Origin of the sequence: Pseudomonas sp. Irchel s3a12, from assembly GCF_900187485.1 — a bacterium.
In the GTDB taxonomy this organism is placed as follows: domain Bacteria; phylum Pseudomonadota; class Gammaproteobacteria; order Pseudomonadales; family Pseudomonadaceae; genus Aquipseudomonas; species Aquipseudomonas neuropathica.
Window position 1 is genome coordinate 178,478 of the sequence record NZ_FYDN01000015.1, and the last position, 22,300, is coordinate 200,777.

At 58.5% G+C, this 22,300-nt stretch carries 19 protein-coding genes and 1 pseudogene; 10 read left to right on the top strand and 10 right to left on the bottom strand.

Annotated features, from left to right (window positions below; all coding sequences use genetic code 11):
* Window positions 1-106 precede the first annotated feature (106 nt).
* Entirely contained in the window at window positions 107-1,285 is a 1,179-nt protein-coding gene (locus CKW14_RS24000; RefSeq protein WP_095126241.1) for an NAD(P)/FAD-dependent oxidoreductase, read from the top strand.
* A gap of 254 nt (window positions 1,286-1,539) precedes the next feature.
* Window positions 1,540-3,723: a YccS family putative transporter gene (gene yccS / locus CKW14_RS24005; protein WP_095050244.1), complete on the top strand. Its 2,184-nt coding sequence runs from the start codon at window positions 1,540-1,542 to the stop codon at window positions 3,721-3,723.
* Window positions 3,724-3,865: 142 nt separating this feature from the next.
* On the opposite strand, the gene CKW14_RS24010 is transcribed toward yccS, so the two are convergent.
* Window positions 3,866-4,603, bottom strand: coding sequence for an ABC transporter substrate-binding protein (locus CKW14_RS24010; RefSeq protein ID WP_095050243.1), 738 nt, complete (start codon window positions 4,601-4,603; stop codon window positions 3,866-3,868).
* A 255-nt stretch (window positions 4,604-4,858) separates the two neighbouring features.
* Between CKW14_RS24010 and CKW14_RS24015 the strand changes: the two genes are divergently transcribed.
* Complete coding sequence (locus tag CKW14_RS24015) at window positions 4,859-5,311, top strand: GNAT family N-acetyltransferase (protein WP_034153611.1); 453 nt, start codon at window positions 4,859-4,861, stop codon at window positions 5,309-5,311.
* A gap of 187 nt (window positions 5,312-5,498) precedes the next feature.
* Here the strand turns inward: CKW14_RS24015 and CKW14_RS24020 are convergent, their stop codons facing one another.
* The 3 genes from CKW14_RS24020 to CKW14_RS24030 are packed head-to-tail and all read right to left on the bottom strand — an operon-like array spanning window position 5,499 to window position 8,481.
* Entirely contained in the window at window positions 5,499-5,795 is a 297-nt protein-coding gene (locus CKW14_RS24020) for a helix-turn-helix domain-containing protein (RefSeq protein ID WP_008081019.1), read from the bottom strand.
* Between the two features lie 24 nt (window positions 5,796-5,819).
* Window positions 5,820-6,314 carry a M48 family metallopeptidase gene (locus CKW14_RS24025; RefSeq protein ID WP_095126242.1) on the bottom strand — a complete coding sequence of 165 codons (495 nt, stop codon included), beginning with the start codon at window positions 6,312-6,314 and terminating at the stop codon, window positions 5,820-5,822.
* A gap of 43 nt (window positions 6,315-6,357) precedes the next feature.
* Window positions 6,358-8,481, bottom strand: a complete 2,124-nt coding sequence (locus tag CKW14_RS24030; protein ID WP_095126243.1) for a bifunctional diguanylate cyclase/phosphodiesterase — start codon at window positions 8,479-8,481, stop codon at window positions 6,358-6,360.
* A gap of 321 nt (window positions 8,482-8,802) precedes the next feature.
* Here CKW14_RS24030 and CKW14_RS24035 point away from each other — a divergent pair, with 321 nt between their 5' ends.
* The 4 genes and pseudogenes from CKW14_RS24035 to CKW14_RS24050 all read left to right on the top strand — a co-directional run bounded on the left by CKW14_RS24035 (window position 8,803) and on the right by CKW14_RS24050 (window position 11,418).
* Complete coding sequence (locus tag CKW14_RS24035; RefSeq protein ID WP_095050240.1) at window positions 8,803-9,471, top strand: polysaccharide lyase family 7 protein; 669 nt, start codon at window positions 8,803-8,805, stop codon at window positions 9,469-9,471.
* A gap of 462 nt (window positions 9,472-9,933) precedes the next feature.
* The gene (locus CKW14_RS24040; RefSeq protein ID WP_095050239.1) at window positions 9,934-10,296 is read left to right on the top strand and encodes a DUF6124 family protein; all 363 of its coding nucleotides are present in this window, start codon (window positions 9,934-9,936) and stop codon (window positions 10,294-10,296) included.
* 101 nt (window positions 10,297-10,397) lie between these two features.
* A pseudogene (locus CKW14_RS30575) lies at window positions 10,398-10,650 on the top strand (transcriptional regulator).
* A gap of 405 nt (window positions 10,651-11,055) precedes the next feature.
* Window positions 11,056-11,418, top strand: a complete 363-nt coding sequence (locus CKW14_RS24050) for a hypothetical protein (RefSeq protein WP_095126244.1) — start codon at window positions 11,056-11,058, stop codon at window positions 11,416-11,418.
* A gap of 107 nt (window positions 11,419-11,525) precedes the next feature.
* On the opposite strand, the gene fba is transcribed toward CKW14_RS24050, so the two are convergent.
* From fba to tkt, 6 genes are all read right to left on the bottom strand, one after another.
* Entirely contained in the window at window positions 11,526-12,590 is a 1,065-nt protein-coding gene (gene fba / locus CKW14_RS24055; RefSeq protein ID WP_007913760.1) for a class II fructose-bisphosphate aldolase, read from the bottom strand.
* Between the two features lie 252 nt (window positions 12,591-12,842).
* The gene (locus tag CKW14_RS24060) at window positions 12,843-13,175 is read right to left on the bottom strand and encodes an MliC family protein (RefSeq protein ID WP_008081029.1); all 333 of its coding nucleotides are present in this window, start codon (window positions 13,173-13,175) and stop codon (window positions 12,843-12,845) included.
* Between the two features lie 57 nt (window positions 13,176-13,232).
* Window positions 13,233-13,454: a hypothetical protein gene (locus tag CKW14_RS24065; protein WP_007913756.1), complete on the bottom strand. Its 222-nt coding sequence runs from the start codon at window positions 13,452-13,454 to the stop codon at window positions 13,233-13,235.
* Window positions 13,455-13,488: 34 nt separating this feature from the next.
* Complete coding sequence (locus CKW14_RS24070) at window positions 13,489-14,652, bottom strand: phosphoglycerate kinase (RefSeq protein ID WP_007913753.1); 1,164 nt, start codon at window positions 14,650-14,652, stop codon at window positions 13,489-13,491.
* Between the two features lie 12 nt (window positions 14,653-14,664).
* Window positions 14,665-15,717, bottom strand: coding sequence for an erythrose-4-phosphate dehydrogenase (gene epd / locus CKW14_RS24075; protein WP_064388120.1), 1,053 nt, complete (start codon window positions 15,715-15,717; stop codon window positions 14,665-14,667).
* Window positions 15,718-15,895: 178 nt separating this feature from the next.
* Window positions 15,896-17,893 (bottom strand): transketolase, encoded by a 1,998-nt coding sequence (gene tkt / locus CKW14_RS24080; protein ID WP_093429867.1) that lies wholly within the window; start codon window positions 17,891-17,893, stop codon window positions 15,896-15,898.
* Between the two features lie 259 nt (window positions 17,894-18,152).
* Between tkt and CKW14_RS24085 the strand changes: the two genes are divergently transcribed.
* From CKW14_RS24085 to ligB, 3 genes are all read left to right on the top strand, one after another.
* Window positions 18,153-19,148, top strand: a complete 996-nt coding sequence (locus CKW14_RS24085; protein WP_095049498.1) for a metalloregulator ArsR/SmtB family transcription factor — start codon at window positions 18,153-18,155, stop codon at window positions 19,146-19,148.
* A gap of 18 nt (window positions 19,149-19,166) precedes the next feature.
* Window positions 19,167-20,357 (top strand): methionine adenosyltransferase, encoded by a 1,191-nt coding sequence (metK, locus tag CKW14_RS24090; protein WP_095049497.1) that lies wholly within the window; start codon window positions 19,167-19,169, stop codon window positions 20,355-20,357.
* 260 nt (window positions 20,358-20,617) lie between these two features.
* Entirely contained in the window at window positions 20,618-22,294 is a 1,677-nt protein-coding gene (ligB, locus tag CKW14_RS24095; protein ID WP_095049496.1) for an NAD-dependent DNA ligase LigB, read from the top strand.
* Window positions 22,295-22,300: the final 6 nt, after the last annotated feature.

Below are 22,300 nucleotides of genomic sequence, written 5' to 3' on the forward strand. Positions count from 1 at the left end.
GGAATGCATCCCGTGACGCTCCGCGTCACATAACAACGGACGCAGAGCGTCCATGGCGGCATTCCCACGCAGAGCGTGGGAACGATCATTGTGTGAGGACACCGTTTTGCGCTCTACCGAAGTCGTGATCATTGGCGCTGGCGCCGCTGGGTTGATGTGTGCACTGACCGCTGCCGGACGCGGGCGTCAGGTGTTGCTGCTCGACCACGCGAACAAGGCCGGCAAGAAAATCCTGATGTCGGGCGGTGGTCGCTGCAATTTCACCAACATGTACACCGAACCGAGCAATTTCCTCTCGCAGAACCCGCACTTCTGCAAATCGGCACTGGCGCGCTACACCCAGTGGGATTTCATCGGCATGGTCGGCAAACACGCCGTGCCGTACCACGAGAAGAAACTCGGCCAGTTGTTCTGCGATAACAAATCCAGCGACATCCTCGAAATGCTCCTGACCGAGTGCGATCAGGCCGGTGTCGAACTGCACCTCGACACGTCGATCCAGACTATCGAGAAGGTCGAAAGCGGTTACTTGCTCGACACCACCCTCGGTCAGGTCCAGTGCCAGTCGCTGGTGATCGCCACCGGCGGTCTGTCGATCCCGACGCTGGGCGCCACCGGTTTCGGTTATCAAGTGGCCAAACAGTTCGGCCATGAACTGCTGCCGACCCGCGCCGGGCTGGTGCCGTTCACCATCACCGATCAGCTCAAGGAACTGTGCACCGAGCTGTCCGGCACTTCGGTGGATTGTCTGGTGAGCTGCAACAATCAGAGCTTTCGCGAGAATATTCTGTTCACTCACCGTGGCCTCAGTGGCCCGGCGATTTTGCAGATTTCATCGTTCTGGGAATCCGGCGACACGGTTGAGATCAACCTGCTGCCGGATCACGACGCGGCGAGCTGGCTGCAGCAGCAAGTGGCCGAGCGTCCGAACAGTGAATTGAAAACCATGCTCGGTGAGATTTTCACCAAGAAGATGGCCAATCTGCTGGCGGACAACTGGTTCGTGTCCAAGCCGATGAAGCAGTACACCCACGCGGAACTGGCGGAAATCGCCGACAAGCTGGGCAGCTGGAAAGTGGTGCCGGCGGGGACCGAAGGTTATCGCACGGCCGAGGTAACGCTCGGTGGCGTCGATACCCGCGAGGTGTCGTCCAAGACCATGGAATCACTGAAAAGCCCTGGCCTGTATTTCATCGGCGAAGTGCTCGACGTGACCGGGCATCTGGGCGGTTTCAACTTTCAGTGGGCCTGGGCCTCCGGCTACGCCGCCGCGCAGTACGCTTAATTCAAAGCTAAATACAAAAACCTGTGGGAGCTGGCTTGCCAGCGATGAGGCCGGCAGATCCAACATCATTGTTGACTGTCATGCAGCCATCGCTGGCAAGCCAGCTCCCACAGGGTTCCGTGCCCAATTCAAGATTTAGTTCTACACAAGATCTCAAAGGAACACTTTTTGCTGTCAGATGTGATCGGCGCCATTGCGTCGGCGTCATTACTGGCTCAATTTAGCGGCATCGCCTCGGAAGGCCTTCGCACGTCATGTCCTCGACCTCGTTTCGTCAGTCTTTGCGGCGCCTGTGGGCGCTGGATAAATTCAGCTACAGCGTGCGGGTGTTCATCGCCCTGACCGGCAGCATGGCGCTGTGTTGGTATCAGGATGAAATGGGCCTGCTGATCCCGTTGTTCCTCGGCATCATCGCCAGCGCCCTGGCCGAAACCGACGACAGTTGGCAGGGCCGCCTCAACGCCCTCGCCGTGACCCTGGTGTGCTTCAGCATCGCCGCGCTGTCGGTGGAATTGCTCTTCCCCTACCCCATCGTGTTTGCCATTGCTTTGGCGCTGGCCAGTTTCGGCCTGACCATGCTCGGTGCGCTCGGCGAGCGTTATGGCGCGATTGCCTCTGCGACGTTGATTCTGTCGGTGTACACGATGATCGGCGTTGATCAGCGCGGCGGCGCGGTCACCGATTTCTGGCACGAGCCGATGCTGCTGGTCGCCGGCGCGGCGTGGTACGGCTTGCTCTCGGTGTTGTGGCAGGCAATGTTTTCCAACCAGCCGGTGCAGCAGAGTCTGGCGCGTTTGTTCCGCGAACTGGGCTTTTACCTGAAGCTGAAATCTTCGCTGTTCGAGCCGATCCGGCAGATGGACGTCGAAGCCCGGCGGCTGGAACTGGCCCAGCAAAACGGTCGCGTGGTGGCGGCGCTGAACAGTGCCAAGGAAATCATTCTGCACCGCGTCGGCAATGGCCGCCCCGGCTCGAAAGTCAGCCGTTATCTGAAGCTGTACTTCCTCGCTCAGGACATCCACGAACGCGCCAGCTCCTCGCACTACCCGTACAACGCACTGGCCGAAGCGTTCTTCCACAGCGACGTGCTGTTCCGCTGCCAACGCCTGTTGCGCCAGCAAGGCAAGGCCTGCCGCGCTCTGGCCGAATCGATCCAGATGCGCCAGCCATTTATTTATGACGCGAGTTTCGCCGAAGCCCTCAGCGACCTCGACGCCTCCCTCGAACACCTGCGCATCCAGAGCAATCCGGCCTGGCGCGGATTGCTGCGTTCGCTGCGCGCACTGGCGGCCAACCTCGGCACCCTCGATCGTTTGCTCAGCGACGCGAGCAACCCGGATGCCTTGGCCGATGCGACCGACAGCAGCCTGCTCGACCGTTCGCCGCGCAACCTCAAAGACGTCTGGGTGCGCCTGCGCACGCAACTGACGCCGACGTCTCTGCTGTTCCGGCATGCCCTGCGCCTGCCATTGGCGCTGAGTATCGGTTACGGCATGGTGCATTTGATTCACCCGTCGCAGGGTTACTGGATCATCCTCACCACGCTGTTCGTCTGCCAGCCGAACTACGGCGCGACGCGGCGCAAACTCGGTCAGCGGATTTTCGGTACCGCCATCGGCCTGACCGTGGCGTGGGCGCTGTTCGATCTGTTCCCGAGCCCGTTGGTGCAGTCGTGTTTCGCCATCGCTGCCGGCGTGGTGTTCTTTACCAACCGCACCACCCGCTACACCCTGGCGACAGCGGCGATCACCATCATGGTGCTGTTCTGCTTCAATCAGGTCGGTGACGGTTACGGACTGTTCCTGCCACGGTTGTTCGATACCTTGCTTGGCAGCCTGATTGCCGGTCTGACGGTGTTCCTGTTCCTGCCGGACTGGCAGGGCCGACGCCTTAACAAAGTGCTGGCCAACACCCTGACCTGCAACAGCATCTACCTGCGCCAGATCATGCAGCAATACGCCGCCGGCAAGAGTGATGACCTCGCCTATCGGCTGGCCCGCCGCAACGCGCACAACGCCGATGCGGCGCTGTCGACAACGCTGGCGAACATGCTCATGGAGCCGGGGCATTTCCGTAAGGAAGCCGATGTCGGCTTCCGCTTTCTGGTGCTGTCGCACACCTTGCTGAGTTATCTGTCAGGGCTGGGCGCGCATCGCGAGACGCAGTTGCCGGCGGATGTGCGCGAGCATTTGATCGAAGGCGCCGGGGTGAAACTGGCGACGAGTATTGATGAAATCGCCCAAGGGCTGGCCAACAAGCAGCCGGTGGCGATTCAGAGTGATGAAGAAGAAGCGCTGGCCAATGAGCTGGAGCAGATGGCCGATGAGATCGATGAGGGGCAGCGGTTGGTGCAGACGCAACTGGCGTTGATTTGCAGGCAGTTGGGGCCGCTGCGGACGTTGGCGGCGCATCTGATCAAGGACACCGCCGAAGTTTGAGTTGCCTTGGCGGGCCTCATCGCTGGCAAGCCAGCTCCCACAGGATTTGTGTACACCGCAAAACCTGTGGGAGCTGCGGTGCGACGATTCGACTTGCCAGCGATGAGGCCATCAGCAACAACGCAACTCTGAAATCAGAAACTCACATCCCATGCTGCCTCAACAACTTGTCATAACTCCCATCCGCCTTCATCGCCGCAATCGCCTTATCAAACCCCGCGACAATCTGCTCATGCTGCGGATTCTTCAGGCTCACCAATATATGCAGGCTGTTCTCACTCAACGGCTTGGGTAAAAACTCCACCGAATCGCGCACCTTGGCGGATTCCCGCGCCAGGTAATACTTCGCCACATATTCATCCTCCAGCGTCAACTTGACCCGATCTGCCGCGAGCATGCGCACGGCCATGGCGAAGTTATGCACAGGGACTTTCTGCAACGCCGTGTCGGCATCGAACGGCGCCGAATAGGCGTAGCCGCGCACCACCGCAATCGGATAGGTGTGCAGTTGCTGCAGATTGGAATAGTCGAGTGGCGTGTCTTTGCGCTTGAGAAAGCGGATGCGGTTGAGCAGGTATTCCCCGGAGAACTGGCCGAACCTGGTGCGTTCGTCGTTGTACCAGGCGTTGACCAACACATCGTAGCGGCCCTCGCCGACGCCAAGCAGCGCCCGCGCCCACGGCACCTGCTCATAACCGCTGGCATAGCCGGCCCGGGCGAGTGCGGTGGTGACAATGTCGGTAGCCAGACCGCCGTTGACTAGCGTGTCGTCGGTAAAGGGTGGCCAGATATCAAACACCAGCCGCAGCTTCTCCGCTGCAGCGGTCTGAGCCAGCAAGAGCAATCCGGTCAAAGCAACGGCTCGATGCAAACGCGGCATGCTTGAAAATCCTTAGCGGGCGAGTTGCCCAGCATGTTTTCAGCCAAAACCCCAAGGCCCCTTACCGGCAAAACCCAGGCCCTAACATTAGCTCATTGCAGCCAGTGCACAGGGCTCTCCAGCAGATTACACAAAGTCACCGAGGCTGCGAGAAAGGAATGATGGCATTTTGACCTTTGTCACAGACTCTTACGCCATACAGACATCTTTGCCGTGGGCGCTTAGTATCGGGCGACACGTTCAAGGAATCGGCAAATGACAATCGAATGGGTCTGCAAACATCACAGTGATCTGGGCAAGGAACAGCTATACGCGCTGTTGAAGCTGCGCTCGGACGTGTTCGTCGTCGAGCAGAAATGCGCCTATCCGGACCTCGATGGCCAGGATCTGGAAGGCGACACCTACCATCTGATGGGGTGGGAGGATGACCAGTTGATGGCGTACCTGCGCCTGCTGGATCCGGAATCCCAGGGGGGTGACGTGGTGATCGGCCGCGTGATTACCGCACCGCAAGGGCGCGGCAAAGGGCTGGGGCACGAAATGATGGAGCAAGCACTGAAACAGGCCGAGAAGCACTGGCCGCAAGTGCCGATCTATTTGTCGGCGCAGGCGCATTTGCAGGGGTATTACGGTCGGTACGGGTTTGTTGTGGCGGGTGAAGAGTATCTGGAGGATGACATTCCACACATTGGGATGCGTCGGGCCTGAACAGCCCTCACCCTAGCCCTCTCCCAGTGGGAGAGGGGACTGACCGAGTTGTCTTGCGTCAGACATCGACCTGAAAAACCGCGTCGATTATGGATTCACAGCAATTCGTTCAGGTCGGCGTATCTCTCCAATATCCCCCAATCGGCGCCCTCTCCCTCCGGGAGAGGGCTGGGTGAGGGGCTCTTTTTCAGGGATACTCCAGAACTGCCTTGATCTGCCGCAAATTACGCTCGATCCACCCACGATCAATCGCTCCCCACTCGCGAATCCGATAGCGCCCGGCGTGATTGCGCGCGCCCTCTTCCTGCTCGAACTCACAAACGATATCCAGATCGGCCAACGCGGCAATCGTGTCCTGCGCCGTGCGCCGGGGCATGCCGGTCACGTCGGTCAGCGTCGGCACACTCGGCGCCAGACCGCTGTCGATCAGGTACGCCACATATAAGCGACGGTAGAAACTGCTTTTGGTCTTGCTGACGTCCATCCACACCTTCCTGGTTGCGTACTGTTAAGCCTGCATATCGCGCCACGTCAGATACACACGCAGATCAAACTCGACCTGGTGATACCCCGGCAGCATGTGCTCGCACAATTTATAGAACGCCTTGTTGTGATCCGATTCCTTGAAGTGCGCCAGCTCATGCACGACGATCATTTTCAGAAAGTCCGGCGCGGCCTCCTTGAACAACGAGGCGATACGAATCTCTTTCTTGGCCTTGAGCTTGCCGCCCTGCACTCGCGACACCGTGGTGTGCAGACCCAGTGCGCGGTAGGTCAGGTCAAGGCGGTTGTCGAACAGCACCTTGTCGATGGCCGGGGCGTTGCGCAGGTATTCCTGCTTCAGGTCCAGCGCGTAGCTGTACAAAGCCTTGTCGCTCTGCACGTCGTGGCGCCCCGAATAGCGTTGATTCAGGTAATCACCCAGACGCCCTTCGGCAATCAGTTGACGCACCTGATCCTGTAATTGCGCGGGATAGGCCTGGAGGTACTTCAACACAGTCATGGACGAGCGACACGGTTCGAAAAGGTGCGCCAGTGTAGCGAATTCAACCGGGCAGTGCGCTCCAGTCAAACGGTTCGGCGAAGCTGACCGCATCCTCGGCCATCAGCGGCCGCGCGACGAGGAAACCCTGCACGTATTCGCAGCCATGGGCTTGCAGCCATTGGTATTGCTCGATGGTTTCCACCCCCTCGGCAATCACCAGCAAACCGTATTGTTTGCACAGACTGATCACCGTACTGACCAGCGAGGCGTCGCGTTTGGAGTCCGGCAACCGCGCAATAAGATGGCGATCAAGCTTGAGGGTATCCAGCTCCAGATCACGCAGATGCGCCAGCGAACACGGCCCGGAACCGAAGTCATCCAGCGCCACCCGCACGCCCAGATTGCGCAGCAACCGCAGTTGTTTGCGGGTTTCGTCGGGATTCTGCATCAGCGCTTCTTCGGTGACCTCGACCTCCAGTTGCCGAGGCTGCAAGGCATGTCGTTCCATCACCTGACGCAACTCGGTGACCAGATTCGGCAGGCTGAACTGGGTGTTGCTCAAACTCACACCGAGCACCAGATCCTCGGCAAACAGGGTTTCCCAGGCTTTGCGCTGGCCGGCACCACGATGATAAATCCAGCTGCCGAGGCGGCTGATCAGCCGCGCCTCTTCCAGCAACGGCAAGAACAACCCCGGCGGCACATCGCCAACGCTCGGATGCTGCCAACGCAACAAGGCTTCGAAGCCACGAATCTGGCCCGTGTCGATGGCCACTTGCGGCTGATACACCAAGTTGAAATCGCGGTTCTCGATGGCCGCACGCACACTTTCTTCAAGCATCAATCGCGAACGCGCCCGGCCGTTCATTTCATGATCATAAAAGCGATATTGCTGACGTCCGGCGCGCTTGGCTTCATACATGGCGATGTCGGAGGCACGCAGCAATCCGTCAAGGTTGGAGCCGCAGTCCGGGTAAGTGGCGATGCCGATGCTGGCACCGAGAGCGATGTCCAACCCTTCAATCTGCTGACAGATCGACACCCGTTCGATGAGTTTTTCGGCAATCTTCGCCGCTTGCTCGGGAAACTCCAGATCCAGCAGCGCGGTAAATTCATCGCCGCCCATGCGCGCAAGAATGTCGAACGGCCGCAGACATGCCTTCAATTGCTCGGAAACCCAGCGCAACACCCGATCGCCGGCATCGTGACCGAGTGAATCGTTGACCCGTTTGAAGCCATCAAGATCCAGATACAGCAAGACCCAACTGCTATCACTGCGCTCACCACGCAACAGCAGATTTTCAACAGTCTGGTAAAACCCGCGCCGGTTGAGCAACCCGGTCAGTGGATCGGTCACCGCCTGGAATTCCAGTTGTTGGTGCAAGTGACGCACCACCGACATATCGAGCACGGTCACCACCATCGCATGCTGTTCGGCGGGCAACGCCGCACAGGACAGCGCCACCGGCACTTGCTGGCCGGGCGCGGTGCGCAGCAAGGCGTCGTGCAGCCTTAACGTCTCGCCACGCTTGTAGCTGGCATAAAACTCGGAATCGGCCCACAGCGGAATGTGCGGCTTCTGTAGAAAGTCGAGAAACTCCTGACCTTCCAGCTCCTTCACCGGCGCATTCAGCAACCGCGAAATCGCCGGATTGGCGAAGCGGATCAAACCATCCTCGCCCACCACTAATATCCCCTCGGCTGCGTTATCCAGCACCGAAGCATTGAAGGCGCGCGCCACTTCCAGGTCATGACTCAGGCGCTGCAAGGCGCGACGATTGCGCTGGTGTTCCAGCAACGCCTGCACCTTGGGCTTGAGGATCTGCGGGTCGAACGGTTTGAACAGGTAATCCACCGCGCCACTGGCATAGCCCTTGATCACGGCGTCCTGGGATTGCTCGTTGGCGGTCAGAAAGATAATCGGCGTCAGGCGCGTGCGCTGACTGCCACGCATCAGGCGCGCGACTTCAAAGCCGTCCATGCCCGGCATCTGCACGTCCAGCAGCACCAGATCGACGTCGTGGGAGAGCAGAATATTGAGCGCTTCGAAACCGGAGGCTGCCGTGAGGACGTGCCAATCCTGACGCTGCAGCAACGCGCGCATGCTGATCAGATTTTCAGGGTAATCATCAACGATCAAAAGGACAGAGCTGCCTTCACCTGGCGGGGGTTGCGCGCATTCCATGCTGCTTCTCTTGTCGGGACTTTCGGTCGGTTTCCGGTAAAAACCGCACACATACTGAGCCTTCACTCTAGTACTGGATCCAAGAAAGCAGAAGCTGTCATCAGGCCATCATTTAACCAAAGCGTGAATTTGCCGACTAACGGTCACCGCTGAAGCCCCCGGAAACCGGCAGAGATGGCATTTCGACAGGATGTTGACGTCAATCATCTGCCAAACGGGCATTAACAAAAAATCCCTCTACGCTTATAAAGTCCGCCCCAAAACGTGCGGGCTAGAGCTTCTGGCACGTACGTGCAGTGAAACTTGAGTGGAAGAACCGACATGATCGATCTCGCAACCTGGAACCTCAGCGTTCCCGTTGGCAGCCCGCCATACACCGTCGAAACCTCCAAACTGGTGAACGGCTTCAAAGATCAGTACTTCCATTCCGACACCGGCACCTTGTTCTTCTGGTCACCGGTTACCGGGTCAAAAACCGAAAACGCCATCTACCCGCGCACCGAACTGCGCGAAACCTACAGCAACGGCACCCTGCGCAACTGGTATTACCCGGATGCCGACAATTCATTGCGCGCGACCGTCACGGTGAACAAAGTACCGAGCTCGGGCAAGATCGTCATCGGCCAGATTCATGCTTATGAAAGCCAGAAGCCGATGGTCAAACTTGAGTATCAGTACAAGACAAAAACTGAAACCGGCAACCTGGTAATCAAGGTGCGCATGCACCCCGATGATGACGAAAGCCGTGTCATCACCCTCGCCACCGGGGTCAAACTGGATCGCGAATTCAATTACCTCATTCACCTCAGTCCTGGCGGTGCACTGGGTGTGAGTGCGGCGGGTTATCAGTGGGATTCACAGATCAGTGCGACGTGGCGCAACAAGCCGCTGTATTTCAAGGCTGGGGTTTATGTGCAGGACAACACGGGGTACACCAGCGAGGGTGGCCAGGTAACCTTCTCCAAACTCGACATCGATCACGACAAATAACCCAATCCGCACTGTAGGAGCTGCCGAAGGCTCGGGCCGCGATCGGACGATCTTTTGATCTTGTTTTTGATTCTAAAAAGACAAAATCAAAAGATCGCAGCCTTCGGCAGCTCCTACCTTTAAACAGTGCTGTTTAGATCTGTCGGCGGTTACTTCCGGATGCCTACAACAGCTTGCGCCGTTGCCTACCACTACGCCAGAATCCGCCGGCTTGTGCGCCTGGCGGGCCATCGGTAACTTGATTCGCGTCACTGATTTCCAGTGATCGGGTTTAGTAGCCCGTGGTTACGCGATGCGCATTGGCACCATTCAGTCGGGCATAACCCGCGCTTGATGGTAGCTGTACGCAGGGCGCCTTCGGGTGCGCCGGTCGCGTCTCCCCGGTCTACTAACCTGCGTTCAGCTGCCACCCTCTTCGTTTAGTAGCGATCCGGTGTCGGCTCCATTTACCGGAGACGAAACATGATCAGATCAACGCCTCACCCGCCAGAAACAGATCTCGCATCCCCTTACGAATCCCTCGATTCCAAAAAACTCAACGACGCCGCCGAGCGCGCCCTCGACCATTACCTCAAACCGTCCGCCTTCATCATGGCCAGCACGCACAAACCCGAGCCCATGTACCTCGCCAACCCGAAGTACAACACCGAATCGCTACTGGCCAACGCCAGCGAAACCCTGGGTTCAGCCAGCGAAATGCTCAACAACTTCGCCGCCATGCTCGACACCTCACACCGCAAGACTGCCCTAGGCATTGCGCAAGTGGTCATGCTCGGTGAATTGGCGGTAAATCAGGCACTGGATCACGTTGAACTAAAGGAGTAGTCGTTCACAAAGAAGCCCGTCTCACGACGGGCTTCTTGAGCCAAATAGATTAAATGTTCCGCATACGCCACATTGAGATCAAAATGTTACGGTAGCGCAACATGGATTACTCTCTTTTTAATTACCCGTCTGGGCATTCAATTACGTGAAAAACGTATAAATCGTGGCCTGACGCAGGCTCAGCTTTCCGATCTGGCGGAACTGACGCGATACAAAGTCATAGCGGTGGAGAAAGGTACCCTTTCTGTTGGCATGATCGCTTACGCGCGCGTTTTGGCTGCGTTGGACTGCGAACTCTCGGTGGTTCCAGCAACGATGCCAACCTTTGAAGAGATTAGAGATTTATTCAAATAAAAGGGAAAAAGGGGACAGACTTATCTAGTCCATTGACGGGCAGTCCGCGTTTCACAGAAGAAATTGAAAACATCACGAGAATGCGGATTTCACAACGCTCTAGAGGTAACCTGGAGATTTAATAAATCTGTCCCGTTTTGTGCTCAACTGGAAGGGTGACGGATGGCGGGCCTTTTGGTGTTACGTCCTTAGTTGCCATTGATAAATAAATCGTCGCCTTTTTCTACTAAGCCCCTTTTTCTATAGATCATATTGCACAGATCATTATTTCAAAAGCATATAAAAACCTGTCACTTTTTACAGGTGACAACGAATAACGCTGAAAACTAGTCTGTTCTCGCAGCAACGGCTCCTTAGGGACAACTCAAAGGAACTGAATTCAATAATTTACAGCGGAGGCTTCAAATGTCCCATTCAAATATGAAAGGTACTTACAACTCGTTTCCGAAAGGCCATCAACTTGTAATCACTACCATGGATGAATCGGCTGGTCGCTTTACAGGTACTTTTCTCACCGCTGCTGGCAAGGAAAACATCAGCGGCGGATTTCACTTTAACAACGCAGCCAAGAAAACTGATTTGAGCTTTTCAACATCCGACGCAAATTGGGCGTTCGAGGCTAAATACAACAACGATGGTCCAGACTTCGAGGAGTGGAACGGTCTTAAAAAAGAAAAATCCAACCCCGAGGCCACTGCGCTATGGCCATTTTATAAGGACTTGTCGGGGGGTACTGCAGGACTGATAGTTGACGGAAATTTAATGTAGGCGAAATATCCAAACAGCTCAGCGAGTGTCGATTCTGAGTTGACCATTCCTAATGCACTAAAAAACCGCCCGACGGCGGTTTTTTAGTGCATCTACAACTCGAAGGCTCAGTTAACCTTAGCGTTCAACTCACCCTTCAGATAACGCTGGTACATCGCTTCCAGCGAGATCGGCTTGATCTTCGAAGCATTACCGGCAGTACCGAACGCTTCATAACGAGCGATACACACGTCACGCATTGCAGTAACAGTCGCGCCGAAGAATTTACGTGGGTCGAACTCGCTCGGGTTGGTGGCCATCAGGCGACGCATCGCACCGGTGGATGCCAGGCGCAGGTCGGTGTCGATGTTGACTTTGCGCACGCCGTACTTGATGCCTTCGACGATTTCTTCAACCGGTACGCCGTAGGTTTCTTTGATGTCGCCGCCGTACTGGTTGATGATCGCCAGCCATTCTTGTGGCACCGACGAGGAACCGTGCATCACCAGGTGGGTGTTCGGGATGCGTTTGTGGATTTCCTTGATGCGGTCGATCGCCAGCACGTCACCGGTAGGTGGCTTGGTGAACTTGTAGGCGCCGTGGCTGGTGCCGATGGCGATGGCCAAGGCATCGACTTGGGTGCGCTTGACGAAGTCAGCGGCTTCTTCCGGGTCGGTCAGCATTTGGCTGTGATCCAGAACGCCTTCGGCGCCGATGCCGTCTTCTTCACCGGCCATGCCGGTTTCCAGCGAACCCAGGCAGCCCAGCTCGCCTTCTACCGAGACGCCGCAGGCGTGAGCCATGGCTACGGTTTGTTGGGTAACGCGGACGTTGTAGTCGTAGTCGGTCGGGGTCTTGCCGTCTTCGCCCAGCGAGCCGTCCATCATCACCGAGCTGAAGCCCAGTTGAATCGAACGCTGGCAGACGTCAGGACTGGTGCCGTGGTCCTGGTGCATGCACACCGGGATGTGCGGGAATTCTTCGATCGCGGCGAGGATCAGGTGACGCAGGAAAGGCGCGCCGGCGTATTTACGGGCGCCGGCCGAAGCCTGAACGATCACCGGGGAGTCAGTCTTGTCAGCGGCTTCCATGATGGCGCGCATCTGCTCAAGGTTGTTGACGTTGAAGGCTGGAACGCCGTAGCCGAATTCGGCTGCGTGGTCCAACATCTGGCGCATGCTGATAAGTGCCATTGTGTGTGTCTCTCCCGGTTGAGGGTCGTTAATCGTGCCAGCCTGCCGGAGCGGCGGCGGCTATTCAAGTGATTGCAGATCGGGGGTTGAGGCCCGGTCTGGTGATTCGATAAAGCCAATTCTTCAGAACTGCGCAGAACCCCTGTAGGAGTGAGCCTGCTCGCGATAGCAATCTTTCAGTCAATATTGCAGCGACTGTCAGGCCGCTATCGCGAGCAGGCTCACTCCTACAATGGGCCTGCGGTGTTGCAATTACTCGGCTTTGCAGCCGCGGCCGATCAGGTCATTGGTGGCGACCCAGTACACCAGGCCTTCCTCTCCCTTGACGTGAAACGCCAGCATGCCGTCGCTGTACAGCGTGCCCGAGGCGCCCGGTTCTTCTTTCAGGCGATAGACCTGATCACCGCCACCCAGTCGAACATCGACTTCCTTCTGGCCGGCATCGGCGTAGCGCCACAGCACTTTGGCCTGGCTGTCGCAGGTCCAGGTGGTCCAGTTGTCCGCCGGGGCAGAAGACTGAAACAGGTTCAACTGCGCGCAACCGCCCAACAATGCCAACGCCGCAATGGCGATCAAGCCTTTCATCCGTGTTCCTCGACTGACAGCACACGCCGCCAGCCCTGAGTTAAAGAGTCAGACCCGTCAAGGACAACCATGTTCCTTGGCCGGGGTTTGCGTCTCGTATTTGTCCAGGCCATCCGGCCCCGAGCGCTTATTCAGCACCGGGTTGGTTTCGGCCTGCCAGTCGGCCTGATAACAGCCCTTCTGCGACTCGCTCGGCGCCGGCGTGGCTTCGGCCTTCGGGTTACTCCCGCAGGCCGCCAGCGTACCGGTCAGCAACAACAGTGCTAACGACTTGACCATGTAAACACTCCTTTGCCTGGCCAAACGGGCGGCCTTAGGCCTTGGCCCGGCTTTCCAGGACTTCTACGGCTGGCAGCACTTTGCCCTCGACGAATTCGAGGAACGCGCCACCACCGGTGGAAATGTAGGAGATTTGCTCAGCCACGCCATATTTATCGATCGCGGCCAGGGTGTCGCCGCCGCCGGCGATGGAGAACGCCGAGCTTTCAGCGATGGCCTGCGCCAGCACTTTGGTGCCGTTGCCGAACTGGTCGAATTCAAACACGCCGACCGGGCCGTTCCACAGAATGGTTTTCGAAGATTTCAGCAGTTCGGCGAAGTTGGCTGCGGTTTGCGGGCCGATGTCCAGAATCATGTCGTCAGCCGCGACGTCAGCGATCAGCTTGACGGTGGCTTCTGCGGTTTCAGCGAATTCTTTGGCAACCACTACGTCAACCGGCAGTGGCACGCTGACTTTGGCAGCGATAGCGCGTGCGGTGTCGAGCAGATCCGGTTCGTACAGCGACTTGCCGACCGGGTGACCGGCCGCCGCGAGGAAGGTGTTGGCGATGCCGCCGCCGACGATCAGTTGATCGCAGATCTGGCTCAGGCTGTTCAGCACGTCGAGTTTGGTCGAGACCTTGGAGCCGGCAACGATGGCCGCCATTGGCTGAGCCGGCGCGCCGAGGGCTTTGCCCAGTGCGTCCAGTTCAGCGGCCAGCAGTGGACCAGCAGCCGCAACCTTGGCGAACTTGGCCACGCCGTGGGTCGAACCTTCGGCGCGGTGAGCGGTGCCGAAAGCGTCCATCACGAACACGTCGCACAGAGCAGCGTATTGCTGGGCCAGTTCGTCAGCGTTCTTTTTCTCGCCTTTGTTGAAGCGCACGTTTTCGAACAGCACGATGTCGCCGGCCTTGACGTCAACGCCGCCCAGGTAATCAGCCACCAGCGGCACTTCACGGCCCAGGGCCTTGCTCAGGTAGTCAGCGACAGGCTTGAGGCTGTTCTCGGCGGAGAACTCGCCTTCGGTCGGACGGCCAAGGTGCGAGCAGACCATCACGGCCGCGCCTTTTTCCAGGGCCAGCTTGATGGTCGGCAGCGAAGCCAGGATTCGCGCATCGCTGGTGACAACACCGTCCTTGACTGGGACGTTGAGGTCTTCGCGGATCAATACGCGCTTACCTTGCAGATCGAGGTCGGACATCTTCAACACGGTCATGGGTCGCACTTCCTACGGTTTTTTTGAAGTTGCTGTTTGCAGATAGTGTTCTGCAACGTCCAGCATTCGGTTGGCAAAACCCCATTCGTTGTCGAACCAGGCCAGGATGTTCACCAGCTTAGGGCCGGAAACACGGGTCTGACTGGCATCGACGATGGCCGAATGTGGGTCATGGTTGAAATCACAGCTAGCGTGCGGCAACTCGGTATAGGCGAGCAGACCTTTGAGCGGGCCGCTGGTGGCGGCTTCGCGCAGGATCCGGTTGACCTCATTGGCATCGGTCGCGGTGGCGGTCTGCATCGTGATGTCGAGGCAGGACACGTTGACCGTCGGCACGCGTACGGCTTTGGCCTGAATTCGCCCGGCAAGTTCCGGCAGCAGGCGCTCGATACCACGCGCCAGACCGGTGGACACCGGGATCACTGACTGGAATGCCGAACGGGTGCGGCGCAGGTCTTCGTGGTGATAGGCGTCGATCACCGGCTGGTCGTTCATTGCCGAGTGAATCGTGGTGATCGACACGTAATCGAGGCCAATGGCCTTGTCGAGCAAGCGCAACAGCGGCACGCCGCAATTGGTCGTACAGGAGGCGTTGGACACCAGCAGTTCGTCGCCGGTCAGGCAATCCTGATTGACGCCGTAAACGATGGTGGCGTCGACATCCGCCTCGCTGGCCATTGGCTGCGAGAACAACACACGTGGCGCGCCAGCGTCGAGAAAACGCTGGCCGTCTTCACGGGTGTTATAGGCACCGGAACACTCAAGCACCAGATCGACGCCCAGTGACGCCCAATCGATGCCTTCGGGGGTGGCACTGCGCAGGACCTTCACGCAGTCGCCATTAATATGCAGACAATCGCCTTCTACTCGCACCTCGCCCGGAAAACGGCCGTGAGTGGAGTCGAAGCGTGTCAGGTATTCGATGCTGGCCATGTCCGCCAGATCGTTGATCGCGACAATTTCAAACCCGGCTTTCTCGCCTCGCTCAAACAACGCACGCAAGACGCAACGACCAATGCGGCCGTAGCCGTTGAGTGCAACTTTGAAGGGACGCGGTTGAGGCATGGGGTTCTCGATAGTACGCAGGCAGACGTAATGTTTGTTGCAACACAACCCCTGTGGGAGCTGGCTTGCCAGCGATAGGGCCATTCGCTTCAACATATATGCTGACTGAACGGACGCTATCGCTGGCAAGCCAGCTCCCACAGGGATTGCGGTGACCCTGAGGCCACCGCGCTGTGCCTTAGTCTTCCAGCAGCTCTTCAGCCTGACCGAGGATGTTTTCCAGGGTGAAGCCGAACTCTTCGAACAGGGCCGAAGCTGGAGCCGATTCGCCGTAAGTGGTCATGCCAATCACGCGACCTTCCAGACCCACGTACTTGAACCAGAAGTCGGCGTGTGCCGCTTCGATCGCGATACGCGCGCTCACCTGCAACGGCAGCACGGCTTGCTTATAGCCCGCGTCCTGAGCATCGAACACGCTGGTGCAAGGCATCGAAACCACGCGCACTTTGCGGCCCTGCTCGGTCAGCTTGTCGAAAGCCTGAACCGCCAGACCGACTTCCGAACCGGTGGCGATCAGGATCAGCTCAGGCTCGCCTGCGCAGTCCTTCAGCACGTAACCGCCACGGCTGATGTCGGCAATCTGGCCGGCATCGCGTTCCTGGTGTTGCAGGTTCTGACGCGAGAAGATCAGCGCCGATGGGCCGTCCTTGCGCTCCAGCGCATTTTTCCAGGCCACGGCCGATTCAACGGCATCGGCTGGACGCCAGGTGTCGAGGTTCGGCGTGGTACGCAGGCTGGTCAATTGCTCGATCGGCTGGTGCGTCGGGCCGTCTTCGCCCAGACCGATGGAGTCGTGGGTGTAGACGTGGATGACCTGCTTCTTCATCAGCGCCGACATGCGCACGGCGTTGCGGGCGTATTCCATGAACATCAGGAAGGTCGCGCCGTAAGGCACCAGACCGCCGTGAAGGGTCACGCCGTTCATGATCGCGGTCATGCCGAATTCGCGCACGCCGTAGTACATGTAGTTGCCGCTGGCATCTTCAGCGCTGACGCCCTTGCAACCTTTCCACAGGGTCAGGTTGGAACCGGCCAGGTCAGCCGAACCGCCGAGCAGTTCCGGCAGCAATGGGCCGAACGCGTTCAGGGTGTTCTGGCTGGCTTTACGGCTGGCGATGGTTTCGCCTTTGGCCGCAACTTCAGCGATGTAAGCCGAAGCTTTTTCGGAGAAATCGGCCGGCAGCTCACCGCTCAGACGACGCACCAGTTCGTTGGCTTCGGTCGGGAATGCAGCGGAGTAGGCAGCGAAACGCTGATCCCACTCGGCTTCGGCCGCGCGACCTTTTTCCTTGGCATCCCACTCGGCATAGATGTCGGCCGGGATTTCGAACGGGCCGTGGTTCCAGTTCAGCGCCTGACGGGTCAGCGCGATTTCCGCATCACCCAGTGGAGCGCCGTGGCAGTCTTCTTTGCCTTGCTTGTTCGGCGAGCCGAAACCGATGGTGGTCTTGCAGCAGATCAGGGTCGGCAGCGGGCTCTTGCGCGCGGTTTCGATGGCGGTCTTGATCTCTTCCGGGTCGTGACCGTCAACGTTGCGGATCACTTGCCAGTTGTAGGCTTCGAAACGCTTCGGCGTGTCATCGGTGAACCAGCCTTCGACTTCGCCGTCGATTGAAATGCCGTTGTCATCGTAGAAAGCGATCAGTTTGCCCAGACCCAGCGTACCGGCCAGGGAAGCGACTTCGTGGGAAATGCCTTCCATCATGCAGCCATCACCCAGGAACACGTAGGTGTGGTGGTCAACGATGTTGTGGTTTGGACGGTTGAACTGCGCTGCCAGGACTTTTTCTGCCAGAGCGAAACCGACGGCGTTGGCCAGACCCTGACCCAATGGGCCGGTGGTGGTTTCAACGCCCGGGGTGTAGCCGAATTCCGGGTGGCCCGGGGTGCGGCTGTGCAGTTGACGGAACTGTTTGAGGTCTTCGATCGACAGGTCGTAACCGGTCAGGTGCAGCAGCGAGTAGATCAACATCGAGCCGTGGCCGTTGGACAGCACGAAGCGGTCACGGTCGGCGAACGATGGATTGCTCGGGTTGTGCTTGAGGTAGTCGCGCCAAAGCACTTCGGCGATATCTGCCATACCCATAGGGGCACCGGGATGGCCGCTGTTGGCTTTTTGCACGGCATCCATGCTGAGGGCACGAATGGCGTTGGCACGCTCACGACGGCTAGGCATCGCTGATCTCCTGGGTGTGAATAGATTGAAACGGAAAAAAGGAGGGCATTTTCCCTCACCGGAGCGCCTCGGGGCAATGACAGATAGTCATCCGGAGGCGTTTTTCCAATGGATAGCAGTGGTTTCGGTAGGTGAAACCTTTCCGCTGTTCGTTTGTAGAGTTAACCGTTTCGGGAGAAGTGCCATTTATCGAGCAATATCAAAACTTTTTGATATTGGCCTTGCGATGATTTGCCCCCCTCTCTAGACTGCCAGCCCTATGAACTTACGCGTGCCTTCCATTCGCCATGACGATTGCGACGAGCTGGCGGCCCTGTGCAAGGCCGGCGGCGATCCGCTGCGCCTGAATGTATTGCGCGCGCTGGCCAACGATTCGTTCGGTGTTCTGGAACTGGCGCAGATTTTCGGCATTGGCCAGTCCGGCATGAGCCACCACCTCAAGGTACTGGCCCAGGCTGATCTGGTGGCGACGCGCCGCGAAGGCAACGCGATCTTTTATCGCCGCGCCCTGCCCCACACCGAATTGCTCGGCGGTAAGTTGCACGCTGCATTGTTAGAAGAAGTCGACAATCTGGATCTGCCTGACGACGTGCAAGCGCGCATCGAGCAGGTTCACGGCCAACGTGCCGCGGCCAGTCAGGACTTTTTCACCCGGGTGGCGGAAAAATTCCGTGCCCAGCAAGACTTGATCGCAGGCCTGCCGCAGTACCGTGACAGCGTGCTGGCCCTGCTCGACAAACTGAACTTCGATGGTGCAGCCACGGCCATTGAAGTCGGCCCCGGCGATGGTGCTTTTTTGCCGGAACTGGCGCGTCGCTTCGGCACCGTAACTGCGCTGGACAACAGCCCGGCGATGCTCGAACTGGCTCGCCAGGTATGTGAACGTGAACAGCTGGCTAACGTCAGCCTGCAATTGGCCGATGCATTGAATGGCACAAGCCTTACGGCCGATTGCGTGGTGTTGAACATGGTGTTGCACCATTTCGCCGCGCCGGCCGACGCACTCAAGCATATGGCCAACCTGCTGCAACCGGGCGGTAGCCTGCTCGTGACAGAGTTATGTAGCCACAACCAGAGTTGGGCCAGGGAGGCCTGCGGTGATCTGTGGTTGGGGTTTGAACAGGACGATTTGGCCCGTTGGGCCACCGCTGCGGGACTCGTTCCCGGGGAAAGCCTCTATGTAGGCTTACGTAATGGTTTCCAGATCCAGGTCCGCCATTTTCAGCGACCGGCTGGCGACACTCACCATCGGTAAATTCAGGAAAACATCGAGATGAGCGAATACTCCCTCTTCACCTCCGAGTCCGTGTCCGAAGGACATCCGGACAAAATCGCCGACCAGATTTCCGATGCGGTGCTGGACGCCATTATTGCCCAGGACAAACATGCACGCGTTGCCGTGGAAACCCTGGTCAAGACCGGCGTGGCCATCGTTGCCGGTGAAGTGACCACCAGCGCCTGGGTCGACCTGGAGCAGATCGTCCGTGACGTCATCTGCGACATCGGTTACACCAGTTCCGAAGTCGGCTTCGACGGCGCGACATGCGGCGTGATGAACATCATTGGCAAGCAGTCCCCAGACATCAACCAGGGTGTTGACCGTGCCAAGCCTGAAGATCAGGGCGCCGGCGACCAGGGCCTGATGTTCGGCTACGCCAGCAACGAAACCGAAGTGCTGATGCCAGCGCCGATCACCTTCTCGCACCAGTTGGTGCAGCGCCAGGCCGAAGCCCGTAAATCGGGTCTGCTGCCTTGGCTGCGCCCGGACGCCAAGTCGCAAGTGACTTGCCGTTACGAAGGCGGCAAGGTTGTCGGCATCGACGCCGTTGTTCTGTCGACCCAGCACAACCCTGAAGTGTCGTACAAAGACCTGCGCGAAGGCGTGATGGAGCTGATCGTCAAGCACGTGCTGCCTGCCGAACTGCTGAGCAAAGACACCCAGTTCCACATCAACCCGACCGGCCAGTTCATCATTGGCGGCCCGGTAGGTGACTGCGGTCTGACCGGTCGCAAGATCATCGTCGACAGCTACGGCGGCATGGCCCGTCACGGCGGCGGCGCATTCTCCGGTAAAGATCCATCGAAGGTTGACCGTTCGGCGGCCTACGCTGGCCGTTACGTGGCCAAGAACATCGTCGCGGCCGGCCTGGCCGAGCGTTGCGAGATTCAGGTTTCCTACGCGATCGGCGTGGCTCAGCCTACCTCGATCTCGCTGAACACCTTCGGCACCGGCAAGATCAGCGATGACAAGATCATCAAACTGGTGCGTGAAGTGTTCGACCTGCGTCCATACGCAATCACCACCATGCTCGATCTGCTGCACCCGATGTACCAGGAAACTGCAGCGTACGGCCACTTCGGTCGCGCGCCAGAGACCAAGACCGTTGGCGAAGACACCTTCACCACGTTCACCTGGGAAAAAACCGACCGCGCCGACGCCCTGCGTTCTGCTGCTGGTCTGTAAGACTCCCTGGCGGTACAAAAAAGCCCCGCACGGTTCGCCCCGTGCGGGGCTTTTTCATGCCTGAAACCGGGAGTTCAACTCAGAACGCTCAGGTCGATGCATATCCAACAAACCACTCGGTCAGTCCCCTCTCCCCCCGGGAGAGGGTTAGGGTGAGGGGCTGTTTTCACGGCCCAGAAACAAGCCGTAAAACACCCTTCCGGCGGAGTAAATATCTTCGCCTAACCTTCAAGCACTCCCCTTGAGCAAGGACGCTCACGATGCTTGCCACGCTGCGCCTGTTATTTATTTTCCTGCTGATGCCCGCAACATTCAGCGCGCAAGCCACCTGCCCAAACTGGCCCGCTGCACACGCCCAACGCGAAATCACCGCCCTGCAAAACCAGATCAATCAATGGGACGACGCCTACCACCGCGAAGGCCGCTCACTGATTGCCGACGAACTCTACGACCAATCCCTTGCGCAACTGAACGATTGGCGAGCGTGTTTCAAAGTGCCCTCGCCACCCGATCCTTTGCACACAGTTTCAGGCTCAAACGCGCACCCCATCGCCCATACCGGCCTGGATAAAATCCACAAAGATGAGGCCGTGGAGGCCTGGCTACATGATCGCAAGGATGTCTGGATACAACCCAAGATCGACGGCGTCGCAGTAACGCTGATTTATCGCGCGGGCGTTTTGCAACAGGTCATCAGTCGCGGTGACGGGGTTCGCGGGCAAGACTGGACGCCATCAGCACAGAAGATCGGCGCCATTCCTCAACACCTGACACAACCGCTGGATATGCTGGTGCAGGGCGAACTCTATTGGCGCTTGAACGAGCACGTGCAAGCTCGATCCGGCAGCGTTAACGCTCGCTCCACCGTCGCGGGACTGATGGGACGCAAAACCCTGGATGCCGCGCAAGCCGCCGGTATCGGACTGTTCGTCTGGGACTGGCCACAAGGCCCAGCGCAATTGCCCGAGCGAATCGCCACGTTGGCGACGCTGGGTTTCGCCACGATTGAACCGTACAGTCATCCTGTCGCCGACTTTGCTGCAGCACAGAAATGGCGCGATCACTGGTATCGCTCACCCCTGCCCTTTGCCACTGACGGCGTGGTACTGCGCCAGAGCCAACGACCACGCGCCGAACGCTGGCAGGCTCGCGCTCCGTATTGGGCAGTTGCGTGGAAGTATCCTTTTGCTCAAGCGCTGGCCGAAGTGCGCAAGGTCAACTTCAAGATCGGGCGCACCGGGCGCATCACGCCAGTACTCGAACTCAAACCCGTCATGCTCGATGACCGGGAAATCAAACGGGTCAGCGCCAGTTCCTTCAAACGCTGGCAAGACCTGGATATCCGCCCCGGCGACCAAGTGGCAATCAGCCTCGCCGGCCTGACCATTCCACGGCTCGACAGCGTGGTGCTGCGCGCCGCCGAACGCCCAGACCTCAACATCCCCAACGCCGACGACTTCCACGCATTGAGTTGCTGGCAACCCTCGCCCGGCTGCGAAAGCCAGTTTCTCGCTCGCCTGACCTGGCTCAGTGGCAAACAAGGGCTGGCGCTGCAACATGTCGGTCGTGGCACTTGGGAGAAACTTCTCGAAACACGCCGCGTGAACAACCTGCTGGATTGGTTGACCCTCGACGCACCGGAGCTTGCTAACATTGCCGGCTTTGGCGAGCGCAGCAGCGAACGCCTGATGAACAGCTTTCACAGCGCCCGCCAGCGACCGTTCACTCAATGGCTCAAAGCCTTGGGCTTGCCGCCAACCGGTCAGGCACAACTGCCTGATTCATGGCAGGCGCTGGCACAACGAGACACCGAACAATGGCAGGCAGAACCCGGTATCGGCCCCGGTCGCGCAGCGCAATTGAGCGCCTTCTTCCGCGACCCGCAGGTGTTAGCCTTGAGCGATACCTTGCGGACCGCCGGCATCGACGGTTTCTGAGCACGC

Coding starts and splice junctions, on each gene's coding strand:
- CKW14_RS24025 (WP_095126242.1), bottom strand. CDS start 6,314: ATGACTGTGTTGAAGTACCTCCAGGCCTATCCCGCGCAATTACAGGAT.
- CKW14_RS24010 (WP_095050243.1), bottom strand. CDS start 4,603: ATGCCGCGTTTGCATCGAGCCGTTGCTTTGACCGGATTGCTCTTGCTG.
- CKW14_RS24070 (WP_007913753.1), bottom strand. CDS start 14,652: ATGACCGTGTTGAAGATGTCCGACCTCGATCTGCAAGGTAAGCGCGTA.
- epd (WP_064388120.1), bottom strand. CDS start 15,717: ATGCCTCAACCGCGTCCCTTCAAAGTTGCACTCAACGGCTACGGCCGC.
- CKW14_RS24065 (WP_007913756.1), bottom strand. CDS start 13,454: ATGGTCAAGTCGTTAGCACTGTTGTTGCTGACCGGTACGCTGGCGGCC.
- CKW14_RS24015 (WP_034153611.1), top strand. CDS start 4,859: ATGACAATCGAATGGGTCTGCAAACATCACAGTGATCTGGGCAAGGAA.
- yccS (WP_095050244.1), top strand. CDS start 1,540: ATGTCCTCGACCTCGTTTCGTCAGTCTTTGCGGCGCCTGTGGGCGCTG.
- fba (WP_007913760.1), bottom strand. CDS start 12,590: ATGGCACTTATCAGCATGCGCCAGATGTTGGACCACGCAGCCGAATTC.
- CKW14_RS24035 (WP_095050240.1), top strand. CDS start 8,803: ATGATCGATCTCGCAACCTGGAACCTCAGCGTTCCCGTTGGCAGCCCG.
- CKW14_RS24050 (WP_095126244.1), top strand. CDS start 11,056: ATGTCCCATTCAAATATGAAAGGTACTTACAACTCGTTTCCGAAAGGC.
- CKW14_RS24020 (WP_008081019.1), bottom strand. CDS start 5,795: ATGGACGTCAGCAAGACCAAAAGCAGTTTCTACCGTCGCTTATATGTG.
- CKW14_RS24040 (WP_095050239.1), top strand. CDS start 9,934: ATGATCAGATCAACGCCTCACCCGCCAGAAACAGATCTCGCATCCCCT.
- CKW14_RS24030 (WP_095126243.1), bottom strand. CDS start 8,481: ATGGAATGCGCGCAACCCCCGCCAGGTGAAGGCAGCTCTGTCCTTTTG.
- metK (WP_095049497.1), top strand. CDS start 19,167: ATGAGCGAATACTCCCTCTTCACCTCCGAGTCCGTGTCCGAAGGACAT.
- CKW14_RS24085 (WP_095049498.1), top strand. CDS start 18,153: ATGAACTTACGCGTGCCTTCCATTCGCCATGACGATTGCGACGAGCTG.
- CKW14_RS24060 (WP_008081029.1), bottom strand. CDS start 13,175: ATGAAAGGCTTGATCGCCATTGCGGCGTTGGCATTGTTGGGCGGTTGC.
- ligB (WP_095049496.1), top strand. CDS start 20,618: ATGCTTGCCACGCTGCGCCTGTTATTTATTTTCCTGCTGATGCCCGCA.
- tkt (WP_093429867.1), bottom strand. CDS start 17,893: ATGCCTAGCCGTCGTGAGCGTGCCAACGCCATTCGTGCCCTCAGCATG.